Origin of the sequence: Streptomyces sp. NPDC021093, assembly GCF_044333135.1 — a bacterium.
Classification (GTDB): domain Bacteria; phylum Actinomycetota; class Actinomycetes; order Streptomycetales; family Streptomycetaceae; genus Streptomyces.
This window is the reverse complement of sequence record NZ_JBIRQJ010000002.1, coordinates 219433-234277: the sequence shown is the minus strand read 5'-3', so window position 1 is coordinate 234277 and position 14845 is coordinate 219433. Positions and strand designations below refer to the sequence as shown.

The 14845-nt window shown below is 73.0% G+C and carries 12 protein-coding genes; 9 read left to right on the top strand and 3 right to left on the bottom strand.

Annotated elements, in window-relative coordinates; all coding sequences use genetic code 11:
* Positions 1 to 20: 20 nt before the first annotated feature.
* From ACH4SP_RS06130 to ACH4SP_RS06120, 3 genes are read right to left on the bottom strand one after another with little or no spacing between them, the layout of a single operon-like run.
* Positions 21 to 689, bottom strand: coding sequence for an ABC transporter (locus ACH4SP_RS06130; protein WP_398410070.1), 669 nt, complete (start codon positions 687 to 689; stop codon positions 21 to 23).
* Entirely contained in the window at positions 686 to 1570 is an 885-nt protein-coding gene (locus ACH4SP_RS06125; protein ID WP_398411754.1) for an ATP-binding cassette domain-containing protein, read from the bottom strand. Before ACH4SP_RS06125 ends, ACH4SP_RS06130 begins: the two co-directional genes overlap by 4 nt.
* Complete coding sequence (locus ACH4SP_RS06120; RefSeq protein WP_398410066.1) at positions 1567 to 2244, bottom strand: AIM24 family protein; 678 nt, start codon at positions 2242 to 2244, stop codon at positions 1567 to 1569. The genes ACH4SP_RS06125 and ACH4SP_RS06120 overlap by 4 nt, the downstream gene beginning before the upstream one ends.
* 71 nt (positions 2245 to 2315) lie before the next feature.
* Between ACH4SP_RS06120 and ACH4SP_RS06115 the strand changes: the two genes are divergently transcribed.
* From ACH4SP_RS06115 to ACH4SP_RS06075, 9 genes are all read left to right on the top strand, one after another.
* Positions 2316 to 3086: a peptidyl-tRNA hydrolase gene (locus tag ACH4SP_RS06115; protein ID WP_398410062.1), complete on the top strand. Its 771-nt coding sequence runs from the start codon at positions 2316 to 2318 to the stop codon at positions 3084 to 3086.
* 245 nt (positions 3087 to 3331) lie between these two features.
* Entirely contained in the window at positions 3332 to 4567 is a 1236-nt protein-coding gene (locus ACH4SP_RS06110; RefSeq protein ID WP_398410060.1) for an MFS transporter, read from the top strand.
* Between the two features lie 98 nt (positions 4568 to 4665).
* The gene (locus ACH4SP_RS06105; protein WP_398410058.1) at positions 4666 to 6777 is read left to right on the top strand and encodes a S9 family peptidase; all 2112 of its coding nucleotides are present in this window, start codon (positions 4666 to 4668) and stop codon (positions 6775 to 6777) included.
* Positions 6774 to 8510, top strand: a complete 1737-nt coding sequence (locus ACH4SP_RS06100; RefSeq protein ID WP_398410053.1) for an AMP-binding protein — start codon at positions 6774 to 6776, stop codon at positions 8508 to 8510. Before ACH4SP_RS06105 ends, ACH4SP_RS06100 begins: the two co-directional genes overlap by 4 nt.
* Positions 8511 to 8737: 227 nt before the next feature.
* On the top strand, positions 8738 to 9502 hold the full coding sequence (locus tag ACH4SP_RS06095; RefSeq protein ID WP_398411752.1) for a DUF4142 domain-containing protein: 765 nt from the start codon (positions 8738 to 8740) through the stop codon (positions 9500 to 9502).
* Between the two features lie 136 nt (positions 9503 to 9638).
* Positions 9639 to 11024 (top strand): DUF692 family multinuclear iron-containing protein, encoded by a 1386-nt coding sequence (locus ACH4SP_RS06090; RefSeq protein ID WP_398410049.1) that lies wholly within the window; start codon positions 9639 to 9641, stop codon positions 11022 to 11024.
* A gap of 7 nt (positions 11025 to 11031) precedes the next feature.
* On the top strand, positions 11032 to 12132 hold the full coding sequence (locus ACH4SP_RS06085; protein WP_398410043.1) for a TIGR04222 domain-containing membrane protein: 1101 nt from the start codon (positions 11032 to 11034) through the stop codon (positions 12130 to 12132).
* Positions 12133 to 12283: 151 nt separating this feature from the next.
* Positions 12284 to 13078, top strand: coding sequence for a TIGR04222 domain-containing membrane protein (locus ACH4SP_RS06080; protein ID WP_398410039.1), 795 nt, complete (start codon positions 12284 to 12286; stop codon positions 13076 to 13078).
* A gap of 111 nt (positions 13079 to 13189) precedes the next feature.
* On the top strand, positions 13190 to 14830 hold the full coding sequence (locus ACH4SP_RS06075; protein WP_398410037.1) for an alpha/beta hydrolase: 1641 nt from the start codon (positions 13190 to 13192) through the stop codon (positions 14828 to 14830).
* Positions 14831 to 14845 lie beyond the last annotated feature (15 nt).

Sequence of the window (14845 nt, the reverse complement as noted above, 5' to 3'; positions counted from 1 at the left end):
CCTGAAGGACCCGCCCCTCTTCAGCTGCGCCGGGAGGACAGTCGGCAGGCCACCGCGCCCGCCGCGCACGCGAGCAGTGCCGCCACGGCGAACGGCAGCAGAGGAAGCCCGACCCTCGCGGTGTGCGACCCGCTGACCAGGCCTGTCACCGCCGCACGGGCGGGCGAACCGACGGTGACCAGCACCAGCAGCGCACCGAGTGCGGTGAGCGCGATGCTCCAGCCGGTGCCGCGCAGTAGCGGCCAGTTGCACAGCGCGCCGACGGCCGTGCCGAGCAGCGCGCAGGTGAAAGCGGCGAGCAGCCCGGCCGCCGCCGCGGACAGCGGGGAGACGCGGACGCCGCCGTCGGTGTCCGTCCATCTGCTGATCAGCACCACGAACGCGGTGCCCAGCGCGCCGAGCGCCGCCGTGCTGCCGGCCGCTGCCAGCAGCGAGGCGAGGTGCACGCGGGCCGGGGTGGTGGCCGCGGCGGCGCAGTGCCGGGCCGCCGGGGGTTCGTTGGTGACGCAGACCCGGACGAGCCAGGCAGCGACGGGCAGCAGGACGGCGGCGCCGTAACCGAGCGAGTCGAGGACGGGCTGGCCGCCCTGCACGCCGATGGCGAGGAAGGCCGCGTAGAGGAGGACGGGGGCGATCCACCGCTGCGACCTTGCGAGCAGGGCGAGTTGGTACCGCAGCAGTGCGTTCACGCCTGTTCCCGTTCCGGTTCGTTGTGCTCACTGTGCGCGGACGCGTCGTCCAGCGCCACGACCTCCCGTACGTGCCACGGCGGCCGGGCGCCGAGGAGTGCCCGCAGCACCCCGTCGGAGTGCACCGCTGCCACGGTCAGCGTCGTGCCCCCGTCGGCCTGCGGTACCGCCGACGGCGCGCCCGGCAGCCCCGCCGGTACGGCGGACCCCTGCGGCCCGACCGCCAGGATCCGCACCTGCGGCCCTGAAGTGACGTCCGTTGTGGAGGAGTTGGCCGGGACCAGCCCGAGCCCCTCCACCCGGTACACCGTGTCCACGACTCCCGCGAGCCGTCGCGGGTCGTGGTCGACGAACGCGACCGTCGCCCCGGCCGTGACGCGCTCCGCCACCACCCGGTCCAGCTCGCCCCTCGCCGTCTCGTCGAGGCCGGTCCACGCCTCGTCGAGCACCAGCAACTCCGGTGCGGCGAGCAGGGCTTGTGCGACGGCCACCTTCTGGGCGGTGCCCTTGGAGAGTTCGGACACCGGGGTACGGGCGTGGCCCGCCGCCCCGAATCGCTCCAGCCACTCCCCCGCCCGTTCCACGGCCTCGGCGCGACCCAGGCCGTGGATGCGGCCGAGGTGGACCAGGTAGCCGTGCGCGGTGAAGGGCAGTGCGGCGGAAAAGCGCTCGGGGACGTAACCCACCCTGCGGGGGCGGACTTCGATCCGCCCTTCGGTGGGCGCGTCGATCCCGGCCAGGACCCTCAACAGAGTTGATTTTCCAGTGCCGTTGGCTCCTTGAAAGCGGACCAGGGAGCCGGGGAGCAGTTCCAGTTCGATGCGGCGGAGCACCCAGTCCCCGCCGAGGCCGTAGCGGCGGCCCACCCCGATGAGTTTCAGTTCGCCGTCGGCTTCGTCTGGGTGAGCTCGCTGGGGCGTACGATCACGAACCCCTCGCCCTGCAGCATGAGTTGCACCGCCTCGCCCGAGCCGCCGCGGATCATCGAGCCGACCGACTGCGAGCGGTGCAGCGAGGTGTTGAGCTGGGCGCTCCAGCCGACCACGGCGTCCGTGTCGACGTACACGGGCAGGTGCCCGGTGACCGGGATGACCAGCGGGCTGCCGTCGCACACGACGGCGAGCTTGCCGTACCCGGTGAAGAGGCTGTTGAAGAGGCCGCCGCCGGTCATGCCTGCGCCCTTCACCATCTTGATCTCGTACGACAGCGTGGAGTCGAAGCAGAGCACGTTGCGGCCGTTGACGGTGAGGGCGTCGCCCTGCTCCATGTCGACGATGAAGCAGTTCTGCGCCTCGTGCGCGAACCACGCCTCGCCCTGGCCGCGCACGGCCATCAGCGGCAGTCCCTCGCCGGTGACGGCCCGCTTGAGCATGCCGCCGATGCCCTGGCCCTTGCGCTCGAACTGGAGGTTGCCGCGGTAGGCGATCATCGCGCCCTGGCGGGCGTGCATCTCGCCGTTGACGACGTACTTCACCGACTTGGCGTTCTGCAGGGTCATGCCGGCGACGGTCGCCGGCTGGGCCATGTTCTCTGACGCAAAAAGATCGCTCTTCATGTACACATCCTCGCTTGCCCGGTTTTGGTCCCACAAGGAGCCCGGCGTCACGCCCTGGCAAACTTGGCCGAATGATCAGCCACGACACCCCCGGTCCGTCCTCCGCCGCCCCCCGCGACACTCCTGATCCGGGCAACGCTCCCGATCCGCGTGACGACGCGCCCCAGTACGTACTCCCCCTCGTCGTGCACATCGAGAAGGCCGATCCCCCGGCCCGTACCGACGCGTTGGAGACGGCGGCACGGGCGGTGCTGGTGATCCTGTCCGACGAGCGGTCGCAGGGCGCGGGCGAGGACGCCGGCGAGTGGGCCCGGGCGATGCGGGACTGGCAGGACGCCCGGATCCGCAAGGTGGTGCGGCGGGCGCGCGGCGCCGAGTGGCGCAAGGCGTCGGCGCTGCCGGGGATCACGGTCACCGGCAAGAATGCCGAGGTACGGGTCTTCCCGCCGGTCCCGCTGGACGGCTGGCCGAAGGAGCTGGCCAAGCTCCAGGTGTCGGGGACCGATCTGGACGACCCCCGGGAACCGGGCGAACCGGAGCCCGGCGGGCTGGTGCTGTGGATGAACCCGCACCTCGACATGTCGGCGGGCAAGTCGATGGCGCAGGCCGGGCACGGTGCGCAGCTCGCCTGGTGGGACCTGGACGAGGTGGACCGGGCCGCCTGGCGCGACGCGGGCTTCCCACTGTCCGTGCGTACGGCACCGGCGGCGCGGTGGCGGGAACTGACCGGGTCGGACCTGCCGGTGGTGCACGACGCGGGCTTCACGGAGATCGCCCCGGGGATGACCGTCGCGGTCGAGGGAACCCGCAGGACCCGCCCCTGGAGCGGACAGCGGACGTGACCGGCGGGCCGGGGGGACGGGGAGCGGGTATATCCAGCGGGCCGGGGTACGGGCACGACCGGTGAGCCGGGCGAGCCGAGAACGGGCACGAGCAGCAAGCCCGGGGACGGGGGCGCGCATGACCGGCAGGGCGGGCGGGGAACGGGCACGAGCAGCAGGCCGGGCGGGCGGGGAGCGGGAGTGACCGGCCAGCCGGGCAGGCGGGGAACGGGCACGACCGGCAAGCCGGGGGACGGGGCGCGGGCATGAGCGGCAAGCCGGCTTTACCGAAGGCGTTCCGGCGGGTCTGGGTCGCCTCCGGCGTATCGGCGTTCGGTGACGGCATCTATGTGACCGCGCTGCCGCTCGTGGCCGCGGGCGTGACGCGCGACCCGGTGGTGATCTCGGTGGTCGCCGCGGCCTCCCGGCTGCCGTGGCTGTTCTTCGGCCTCGTCGGCGGCGCCCTGGTGGACCGCTGGGACCGCCGGCGCACCATGTGGATGTCCGACGCCGCGCGTGCGGCACTGCTCGTCGCCGCCTCGGGTGCCGTCTCCCTCGGCCTGATCGACGTGCCCCTGCTCGTGGTCGTCGCGTTCCTCCTGTGCATCGGTCAGATCCTGTTCGACACGGCTGCCGCCGCGTACCTGCCCGAGGTCCTCCAGCGGGACCCGGCACTGCTGCAGAGCGCCAACGCGCGGCTGCAGAGCACCCAGACCGCCGCGCACGGCTTCCTCGGCCCGCCGGCCGGCGCCGCGCTCTTCTTCCTCAGCCGTGCCGCACCCTTCGTCGCCGATGCGCTGTCGTTCCTGCTCAGCGCGCTGGTCATCCGTTCGCTGCCGAGGACTCCGCCGAAGAGCCGCACCGCCAAGGGCTCGCTGCTCGCCGACGCGCGCGCCGGTGCCGTGCACCTGTTCCGCGACCCCCTGCTCCTCGGTCTCGCACTGCGTCCCGCCTTCGGCAATCTCGCCTTCAGTGCGGGCACCGCGGTGTTCGTCCTGTTCGCCCAGGAGGAACTGGGCCTCGGCCCGGTGGGCTACGGGTTCCTGCTCACCTCGGAGGCGGTCGGCGGCCTGCTGGGAGCCGTGGCGGCGGGCTGGTTCCGGGACCGCATGGGGACCGGTGGAGCGCTGATCCTGGGGGCCGTCGTCCTGACCGGCAGCCAATTCGCCCTCGGCATGTGCACCGCTCCCCTGCCTGCGGCCGCCGCGATGACCTTCCGGGCCGCGGCGTTCGGTCTCACGATGGTGCTGGGGCCCTCGATCCGCCAGGCCGTCGTGCCGGACGCGCTGATGGGACGGGTCTCCGCCGCCGCTCGTCTGATGGCTGTGGCCCCCACGCCGCTGGGCGCGCTGCTCGGCGGCTACCTGGCGACGGTCGCCGGTCTGCACGCCCCGTATCTGATCGGTGCGGCGCTGCTCGCCGTCGCCACGTTGGTCACCGCGCCCATGACGACGAACCGCAGGATCGAGGCGGCCTTGACCAAGGCCGCAGCTGCCGGATGAAGGGCCCCAATCCCCTTTCTGCACAGACGAGTTGAGGACTGCTTGAGGCCCCCGGCCGGTCCCTTCAATCCCATGATCCCGGCTGTTAGCCTGCCGCCGTGAAAATCACGAGGTGGGCTCAATCGCATGCGGCAGAAGCGCAGTTGAGGCTGGAACTCACCGACTCCCGGCGCTTTCGTACCGCCGAGCAGGTCGCGCTGAGCCCTTGCGGCAGCAGAGTGGCGATCGTCGTCCGCCGGGCGGACGAGTCGGCGGACCGGTGGACGTCCACCCTCACCGTGCAGAGCGTCACCGAGCGAGAAGACGAGGGTGAGGGCGAGGGCGCGAGCGAGCCCGAAGTGGTCGCCCCGGCCGGGGCGGACGCCCCGTGCTGGTCGCCGGACGGCCGGTGGCTCGCCCATCTCGGGCGGGAGGCCGGAAGGCCGGGCACCTCGCTGCTCCTGTGGTCCGCCACCGAGCACTCCGTACGTTCCCTGGCCGGCGGCCTGAAGGCCGTCAGCCACCTGATGTGGTCACCGGACGGCACCGAACTCGCCTTCGTCGCGGCCGCCGAGGACGAGACCGAGACCGGGAGCACGAGGAACGGCAGCCCCCGGGTCATCAAGGACCTCGGCTACAAGATCGACGGCGTCGGTCTGGTACCGGAGGCGCGGCGCCATCTGCACGTGGTGCGGCCGGACACGAGCGGGGGCTCAAGCAGGGGCGCGAGCGAGGTGCGGCAGCTGACGCACGGGAGCTTCGACGTGCACGCCCCTGCCTGGTCGCCGGACGGGGAAACGATCAGCCTCGGGGTGAGCCGCCCGGCCGACCGTGAGGCGTGGCCGCTCGCGGACGTGTACGCGCTGCACCGCGCCACGGGCGACCTTCGGCCGGTGAGCGACTGGGGCGGCACCGTCGTCTGGACGGGCTGGACGCCGGACGGCCGGGTCGTCTTCGCGGGACAGCCCACGCCGGGCCCCTGCCGGCGGGCGAGCCTCTACCGCGTCGACGACCGCGGCAAGGATCCCGTCGACCTGCTGGCCGGGTTCGACCGGCGGCTGGTGGCGTCCGCGCGCGGGGTCACGCCCGCGGTCCTGTTCCTCGACGCGGAGCAACTCCTGTTCTGTGCGCGCGACGCGGGGCGCACCTGGGTGTACTCCGTTCCGCTCACGGGTGGCGAGGCGACTCCATGGTTCGCCGCCGACAGCGCCGTCGTCCAGGGGATGAGCGCGTCGGCCGGGGCCGGTGCGCTGGCCCTCGTCGTCAGTGACGCCCACACGGCGGGCGACGTCTATCTGACCGTTCCGGGAAGCTCGGAGCACCGCCGGATCACACACCTCAACAGGTGGGCGGAGCGGATCCCCGTGACGGTGGCCGAGGAGATCCGGTTCGACTATCCGGACCGCACGGACCAGGCGGACCGCACGGACCGCACGGACCGCGCGGACCGCGCGTACCTGCACGGATACCTGTTGCGGGGGCGCCCCGACGGGACCGCGGGGCCCACGCTCTTCGACATTCACAGCGGGCCCGACTACGCGTGGCGGCCCCTCTTCTCCCCGCGCCACCTCTACCACCAGGTCCTGGCCGACCGTGGCTGGAACGTCCTGCTGCTCAACCCGCGGGGCAGCGACGGCTACGGGACCGACTTCATGCGCAGTGTCGTGGGGCGCCTGGGCTTCAGCGAGGAGGAGGACTTCCTCCTGGCCCTCGACTGCATGGTGCGCGACGGGCAGGCGACCGAGGGGCGCGTCGCCGTCATGGGTTCCAGCCACGGCGGCTTCATGACGAACTGGCTGACCGCCAGGACCGACCGGTTCGCCGCCGGCATCAGCGTCGCGGGCGTCTCCAACTGGCTGAGTCTGTACGGGACGTCGTCGCTGGGGGCGACGACCGGTCCCGCCCTCCTCGGCGGAACGCCACGGGAGCTGCCCGAGAGTTACGTCAACAGCTCACCCCTGACGTACGTCTCGCAGGTCAGGGCGCCCACGCTCCTCCTGCACGGGGAGAACGACCTCATGAACCCGATCGGCCAGAGCGAGGAGTGGTTCACCGCGCTGCGCAGTGAGGGCTGTCCGGTGGAGCTGGTGCGCTACCCCGGGGGCGGGCACCTGTTCATGCACAACGGCCCCCTCAGCCACCAGGAGGACTACGCCCGCCGCATCGTGCGGTGGCTCACCGAACACGTCGAGGGCCGGAACGAATCGGGCGGTCAGGGGGTCCGACGATGAGCGGGCGGAACGACATCACCTCGTACTCCCCCACCCCGTACTCCCCCACCGGGCGCTCCCTCACCGACGCCGTGTGGGAGCGGGCGCTCGCCCGGCCCCACGAGCCGGCGCTCGTCGAACTCCGCGACGGCGGGGCCGACTTGGTGCTCGACCGGCAGGAGCTCGTCGACCGGGCCGACCGTACGGCAGCGGTGCTGGCCTGGCTCGGGGTCGGGACCGGTGACACCGTCGTCGTCCAGCTGCCGAACTCCGCCGACTTCGTCACGGTCTCCCTCGCGGCCCTGCGGCTGGGGGCGATGGTCTGCCCTGTGCTGCCCAGCCTCCGCGAGCACGAGATCGCGCACGTCCTCCGGCGTTCAGGTGCGCGCGTGCTGGTCGTGCCCCGAGCGTTCCGGCGGCGCGACCGGGTGGCGGAAGTGGCCGCCATGGCGGCGGCCGGCCGGACCGGCGCGCTGCGGCACCTCGTGGTGACCCGGGGAACTCCGCCCGACACACACCCTCTCGTCGGAACGGCCGGACCAGGCGGACCGTACGAAAGCAGTGTCGCGGTCCACGATCTCGCCAGGTCCGTGGCCCTGGCCGAGCCCCTCAGCAGTACCGCGCGTCCGGTGGCGCTCCCGGCCCGGCACGTCGCCCATCTGCTCTTCACCTCCGGGACCACGGGCGAACCCAAGGGCGTGCCCCACCGGATGGACACGCTCGACCGGGCCGCCACGCTCGCCGCCGACAGGCTCGGCCTGACGGCCGCCGACCGGGTGCACATCGCCGCCCCGATGGCGCATCACAGCGGGTTCCTCTACGGGATGTGGCTCTCGCTGCTGCTCGGCGCGGTGCAGATCGTGCAGCCGGTCTGGGAGGCGGGGCGCGCGCTGCGGGCGTTCGACGACTGGCACGGCACGTTCATGCAGGGGTCCACGCCGTTCCTGCTCGACATGGTCGACGCGGTCGACGCCGGCGCACCGGTGCCGAAGTCGCTGCGGACCTTCGTGATCACCGGCGCTTCGGTGCCGCGCGCGGTGGCGGAGCGCGCCCGCAGCACCCTGGGCGTGCAGGTGTGCGCGGCCTGGGGAAGCACGGAGACCTGCATGGCCACGCTGTCCGCGCCGGGCGACGATCCGGCGAGCGTCGCGGCCACGGACGGGCGCCCGCTGGACGGCGTGCGGCTCAGGGTGACCGACGACGCGGGCGCCGCCCTCGGCACGGGGCGGGAGGGCCACCTCGAAATGACGGGGCCCTGCGTCTTCGACGGCTACCTGGAGGACGGCTGCCCGGGGGACGGCTGCCCGCAGGACAACTGCCCGGAGCCGCACCCCGTCGCCCAGCGGGACGGCCTGACGGCCGAGGCCTTCACCGACGACGGCTGGTACCGGACCGGTGACCTCGCGGTCCTGGAGCGGACCGGTTTCCTGCGGATCACCGGCCGCGCCAAGGACGTGATCAACCGCGGCGGGGAGAAGATTCCGGCCGGGCTCGTCGAGCAGCTCATGGCCACCCATCCGGCCGTGCGCGAAGCCGCCGTGGTCGGTCTGCCCGATCCACGGCTCGGCGAGCGTGCCTGCCTGTTCGCGGTGGTCCGTCCCGGTGCGGAGCTCGGTCTGTCCGACGTGCAGGAGCATCTCGACTCCCACCGGGTGACGAAGCACTACTGGCCGGAGCGACTGGAGATCGTTGACGCGCTACCCCGCAATCCGGCAGGAAAGGTACAGAAGTTCCTCCTGCGCGAGCGCACCTGAAGGCCACCCCCGTCACACGTGAACGCGTCGCGTGCATCACACGTACCCATGAATGCCGCCAAGTACCTGAAGGATCAAGGTACTTGGCGATTGATTCGACGGCGTACCGCAGCACGACGCACCGCAACCACGCATGACGCACCGCGTACCTCGTACCGCGCCCGGGAGCAGCCTTGTCCAGGTCCACCGCCCTGTCCACCGCCCTGTCCACCCCCGCATTGGCCCTGTTGCGCCGCATCAACGGCACGGCGCTCGTCGTCGTCGCCCTGCTCGCCACGCTCGCCGCGCTCGCCTTCCCCGTCTGGTCGTACGCCGACCGCACGGGCACCGGCCAGGCCAACCTGGCGGCGTCGACCGTGGGCACCAAGTGGGGGCCGCTGTCGGCCGTCGACCGGGACCTGCTGGTGAAGGTGCGCCTCGCCGGGCTGTGGGAGCTGCCGGCCGGGCAGCAGGCGATCGAGCGGGCGCCCAGCCAGTCGGTCAAGGCGGCGGGTGACCATCTGGTCGTCGGGCACACCGATCTGGACGCACGGGCCCGCTCGGTGGCCGCCCAGCTCGGCGTGGAGCTGCCGAACCAGCCGACCCCGGAGCAGCAGGGCTGGCTGCGCGAGCTGACGGCCGCGACCGGGCAGACGTACGAACGCCTCTTCGCCAACCTGCTGCGGCGCGCCCACGGCAAGGTCTTCGCGGTGATCGCCCAGGTCCGCAACAGCACCCGCAACGCTCTGATCCGGCAGCTCGCGGACGCCTCCAACCAGACCGTCCTCGACCACATCACCATGCTGGAGGCGACCGGCCTGGTCGACTTCGACGCGATCGCCAACGAGGCGGCCGGGGCCGCCACCGCCAGCCCCACGGGGCCGCCACCGCCGGTCCCCGGCGGACAGGTCCCGGTCCCTGCCCCGGTGGTGCCGACGGGCACGCAGAGCTTCACGTCGGTGCCGTCGGGACCGCCGGTGGGCGAGATCGGCAGCCCGGCGGCACGGCAGTAGCCACGCCCGGCCGCCGGGGCCCGGAACCTCAAATCAACCTCTGAACGTCCCCTCCTCGGGGTTCGGCGCCGCGTGTCGGGGCCATGACCCCTTCACGCAGCACGCAGGCGCGGCACGGAGGAACACAGGGGGACACATGGACCGGCGGACACACCTCGGGGTCGGCATCGGCTGGCGCCCGGAGATCGCGGACACGATCGAGGCCCTGCCCGGCGTCGACTGGGTGGAGGTGGTGGCGGAGAACATCTGCCCCGGCCACCTCCCCGAATCCCTGCGACGGCTGCGTGCCCGGGGTACGCAGGTGATCCCGCACGGCGTCTCGCTCGGCATCGGCGGCGCCGACCGCCCGGACGCGGGGCGGCTCGCGGACCTGGCGGCGCGCGCGCAGGCGCTGGGGGCTCCGCTGGTGACGGAGCACATCGCGTTCGTACGGGCGGGTGGCCCGCAGACCGCTTCGCCGGTGCTTGAGGCGGGCCACCTCCTCCCCGTGCCGCGCACCCGGGACGCACTGCGCGTGCTGTGCGAGAACGTACGCATCGCGCAGGACCAGCTGCCTGTTCCGCTGGCACTGGAGAACATCGCGGCCCTGATCGCCTGGCCCGACGAGGAGTTGACGGAGGGTCAGTTCCTGGCCGAGCTGGTGGAGCGCACGGGGGTGGGCCTGCTCATCGACGTGGCCAACCTGCACACGAACCACGTCAACCGGGGCGAGGACCCGACCCGCGCACTGGACGAGCTGCCGCTCGAATCGATCGCGTACGTCCATGTCGCGGGCGGCTCGGAACGGGACGGCGTCTGGCACGACACGCACGCCCACCCGGTGACCGAACCGGTCCTGAAGGTCCTCGACGCACTGCGCTCACGGGTGGCCCCGCCGGGCGTGCTGCTGGAGCGGGACGAGAACTTCCCGGCGGCGCAGGAACTCGCGGCAGAACTGGAGCTGATCCGCGAAACGGCACGCATCCCGGCCGGGCGGCGGGGGGAACCGGTGGAGCCCCGAGGGTTCGAGAAGCCCTCGGACTCCCCCGCGCCCGCACGCACGCCCGAAGCGGCGCCCACCCGTACGCCCGAAGCGGCACCCACCCGCACGCCCGAGGCGGCACCCGAACCCGCCAGGCAACGCCTCGCCCTGTCCCAGACCGCCCTCCTCGACGCCCTCGTCGGCGCCGGGCCCGTGCCCGAAGGTTTCGACGGGCCGCGGCTGCGCGTGCAGGCCCGCGCCCTGACCGCCAAGCGCGCCGACATCGTCGCCAAGGTCGCCCCGGAACTCCCCCAGATACTCGGCACCGCGCCCGGCACCGGCTACCGGTCCGCCTTCTTCTCGTACGCGAGCACCCGCCCGCTCAGGGCCGGCTACCGCCGCGACGCCCTCGACTTCGCGGAGCACGCCCTCGTGCACGCCACGCTCGACCCGGCCGCCCGCCGCGCCCTCACGCACTGGTGGCAGGACAGGACCGACGCCCGGCCGCCGACCCGCACCACCCGCATCGCGCGCGCGGCCGCCGCCCTCGTCAGGAGGTGAAGCCACCGTGAACAACGACAATCTGGCCGTCGTCGTCAACTTCACCGTCGCCGCCTCCACGCTCCTCCTGGTCGTCACCCTGACCGTCGCCCGGCGCCGCCACGGCTCCGGCAACGCCACCCTGCACGACGTCATGGAGGCCGCGTTCCTGATCGGCGGCCCCGGCAGGGCGGTGGACACCGCACTGACCGCCCTGCACGAGGACGGGCGGCTGGCCGTCGGCGGTCCCGGCGTCGTCGTCATGGACGGCAGGAGCGCCCGCGACACGGTGCAGCGCGCCCTGTTCCAGGAGTACGAAGCCGCCCCCAACGGGGCGCTGCACAGCCTCCGTTACGCGGCGATGCGCAACCCCGCCGTGCAGGAGATCGGCGACGGCCTCGCCGGGCGCGGGCTGCTGCTCGCACCGCGGGAGACCCGCAAGTGGCGGCGCTGGGGCATGGTCCAGGGCGTGACCTGTCTGGCCGCCCTTCCGGCCGCCGGGATCTACACGATCTTCGACGAGGCGCTCGTTCCCCGGCCCCAGTACACCGAGTACGAGCAGCTCTACGGCGTCGACCGCTCGTTGCCGTTCGTCCTGCAGATCGTCGCCGTCCTCGTCATCGGCGCGGTGGTCGGCTTCGCCATGACGGCCCGCGCCAAGCGACGGGTGACGAAAGCGGGCCGCCAGGCCCTGAAGGCGTACCGCGCCGACCCGTCGAACGCCGTGACACAGCCGCAGCAGGTCGCCATCAGTGGCATCCGTGCGATCGCCGACGCCGAACTGCGCGACCAGCTCCGCGCGGCGGTCCGCCACCGCCCGCCGCCCGTGCCCTCCTTCTCGTCCGACCTGCCGGACCAGGTCGCGGCCCTCGTGAACGTCTGGTGCGCCGGTACGATCCCGGGCGGCGGCCCCGGCACGGCCTGCGGCGGCGCGAGCGGCGGCGGCACCGGCTGCTCGGGCGGCAGCGGAAGCGCCTGCTCAGGCCCGGGTTCCGGAGGAGGCGGCTGTTCCTCGGGAGGTGGAGGAGGCGGCTGCTCCTCCGGCGGAGGCGGCGGGGGCTGCGGGGGCGGGGGTGGAGGCGGGGGTGGAGGCGGCGGCTGCGGGGGAGGAGGCGGAGGAAGCTCGTGACCTGGCACCACGCCACCACCCGGTCGAGCGGCAGCACAAACGCACCCACCCCGCCACACTTCCCACCACCCTCGGTAACGGATCCACAACACCCTGCTCACATCATGGACACGCCATGGCGCAAGGCCCGTGCCTCGCATAGAAATCCGCCATGTTCTGGGTCCTGCTCCTCCTCGTCTCCTGGTTCGTGGCCATCGCCTCCTGCGCCCGGCTCTGCCTCGCCGCCACCGCGGTCGCGGCCGTCGACCACGCGGTGCCCGATGTCCCGCCAGGGGACGCCGGGTTGACGCTCCACCAGGCGGCCTTCCTCAGCGGCGGCCCGGACCGGGTCGCCGCCCTGACCCTGCTGTCCATGCACACCGGCCGCAGGCTGCTGCTCGCCCACACCGGCTGGACGACCGTCGTCGCCCCGCACGGGGCGAACGCCCTGGAGCGTGCGGCGATCGAAGCCGCCGGACCCGACGGGCAGTGCCGTACGACAGCGGTACGCGCCGCGGTGGCCGCCGCCGACGCCGTGCGGGAACTCTCCGAACGGCTGGTCGCGTCGGGCCTCGCCGTACCGGCCCACGCCCGGCACGCGGTGACCGCCGGGGTGCGGGCGGTGCGCGGCGCGACCTGCCTGGTCCTGGCGCTGGCCGCCGTGTCGGTGCTCGTACTGCCGCAGGACCCGGCGGAGCGCGGACGGACCGCGCTGTGGTTCTCGCTGCCGCTGGTCCTCACCCTCGGCTGCCTGGCCGTCGCCCGCATGGAGGTCCACCCGTACACCCGGTGGGCGACCGCCACCGGCCGGACCCGCCTGCGGGAGCTGCCTCGGCTCACGGGCCCCGCCCCCGAGCAGACGCTCCTCGTCTCCGTCGCCCTCTCCGGCACCCGGGCGATACCCGACCCGGAGCTGCGCACCGCGCTGGCCGCGCCGCACCCGCGCCCCGCGCATCGGGGTCAATGACCCCGACACCGCACACAGGTGCTTTACATCGTCAACTGCCTTGCCAAGTATCCCTTTTGTTCGCCATGGCAATCGGCGCCACGACACATCGGCACAGAACAAGGGATCGCGATGAGAGCACTAGCGCTGTACGGAGCCGCCACCACCCTCGGCTCCCTGGTCCTGACCGCCCTCACCGCGGCCCCCGCACTCCCCTCCTCCCAGGGGGTTCCCGAGGCCTTCCAGGGGGCTGCCGAGGCACACGGCACGGAGCTGGCCGCCGGGCGCGCCCAGGCCCTGGGCGTGAAGTTCGGCAAGTGCCCGGCGTCCGAGGAGCTGCCCGCCCCCGTCCAGTGCGGGACGGTCCGGGTCCCGCTCGACTACGCGAAGCCGCGCGGCAAGCAGATCGAACTGACCGTCAGCCGGCTGAAGGCCGGCGGCAAGGACGCCAAGTCGGGGAAGCCCGTCGCCCGCCAGGGCGCCCTGGTCTACAACCCCGGCGGTCCCGGCGCCTCCAGCATGTACTTCCCGCTGGTCTCCGGGATGCCCGAGTGGAAGAAGATCGCGGCCGCGTACGACCTGGTGGGCTACTCGCCGCGCGGCGTGGCCCGTTCCGCCCCGCTCTCGTGCGCGGACCCCAAGGACTTCGCCGCGGCGCCCACCCAGTCGCCGGTCCACCCCTCCGACTCGTACAAGAAGGAGCGGATCGCCCGCGCGAAGACCTACGCGCAGGGCTGTGCCCGCAGGGCGGGCGCCGCGCTCCGGCACTACCACTCCCTCAACAACGTCCGTGACCTGGAGGTGCTGCGCGCCGCACTCGGCGAGCGGAAGCTCAACTTCATGGGCGCCTCGTACGGCACCTACTTCGGCGCGGTGTACGCGACGCTCTACCCCTCGCACGTACGCCGCATGGTCTTCGACTCGGTGGTGAACCCCGACCCGGGCCAGATCTGGTACCGCAACAACCTCGACCAGTCCGCCGCCTTCGAGGACCGCTGGGAGGACTTCCGCACCTGGGTCGCCAAGCACGACAAGACGTACGGCCTCGGCGACAGCCCGGAAGCGGTGCAGCACAGCTACGCGAAGGTGCGCGCCGAGCTGTCCCACAAGCCCGCGGGCGGCAAGGTCGGCCCCGGCCAGCTCCAGGGGGCCTACCTGCAGGCGGGCTACTACGACGACGTGTGGGCGATGCGCGCCACGGCCCTCTCGCAGTATCTGAAGGGCAATCCGAAGCCGCTGATCGAGCAGGCCGCGCCCCGCCCCGAGGCGGCGAAGGACGACGAGAACGGCAACGCCGTCTACACGGCCGTCGAGTGCAACGACGCGCGCTGGCCGACCGACTTCAGGACCTGGGACCGCGACAACTCCCGGCTGGCGCAGCGCGCCCCGTTCGAGACCTGGGACAACGCGTGGATGAACCTGCCGTGCGCGTACTGGCCTGCGCCCCGGCAGCGGCCGGTGGACGTACGGGCCGCGAAGGGCGCCCTGCCGCCGACGCTGATCCTGGCGGCCGAGCGTGACGCGGCGACGCCCTACAAGGGGGCCCTGGAGCTGCAGAAGCGGCTGCCGGGCGCCGCGCTGGTCACCGAGAAGGACGCCGGTACGCACGGCATCGGCGGCGGCGCGAACGCCTGCGTCAACAAGCACATGGAGACGTACCTGCTGACCGGAAAAACGCCGGTGCGGCGCGCAGCGTGCGCGCCGCACCAGGAGCCGAACCCGGTGTCGCTGGACAGGCACGCCCTCCCCGAGAGGATTCCGGCGGCCGTCTGATCTTCCGGGCTGGGG

Bases quoted from the DNA above. Each gene is read 5' to 3' on its own strand.
- ACH4SP_RS06120 (WP_398410066.1), bottom strand. From the start codon at position 2,244: ATGAAGAGCGATCTTTTTGCGTCAGAGAACATGGCCCAGCCGGCGACC.
- ACH4SP_RS06115 (WP_398410062.1), top strand. From the start codon at position 2,316: ATGATCAGCCACGACACCCCCGGTCCGTCCTCCGCCGCCCCCCGCGAC.
- ACH4SP_RS06110 (WP_398410060.1), top strand. From the start codon at position 3,332: ATGAGCGGCAAGCCGGCTTTACCGAAGGCGTTCCGGCGGGTCTGGGTC.
- ACH4SP_RS06100 (WP_398410053.1), top strand. From the start codon at position 6,774: ATGAGCGGGCGGAACGACATCACCTCGTACTCCCCCACCCCGTACTCC.
- ACH4SP_RS06090 (WP_398410049.1), top strand. From the start codon at position 9,639: ATGGACCGGCGGACACACCTCGGGGTCGGCATCGGCTGGCGCCCGGAG.
- ACH4SP_RS06080 (WP_398410039.1), top strand. From the start codon at position 12,284: ATGTTCTGGGTCCTGCTCCTCCTCGTCTCCTGGTTCGTGGCCATCGCC.
- ACH4SP_RS06075 (WP_398410037.1), top strand. From the start codon at position 13,190: ATGAGAGCACTAGCGCTGTACGGAGCCGCCACCACCCTCGGCTCCCTG.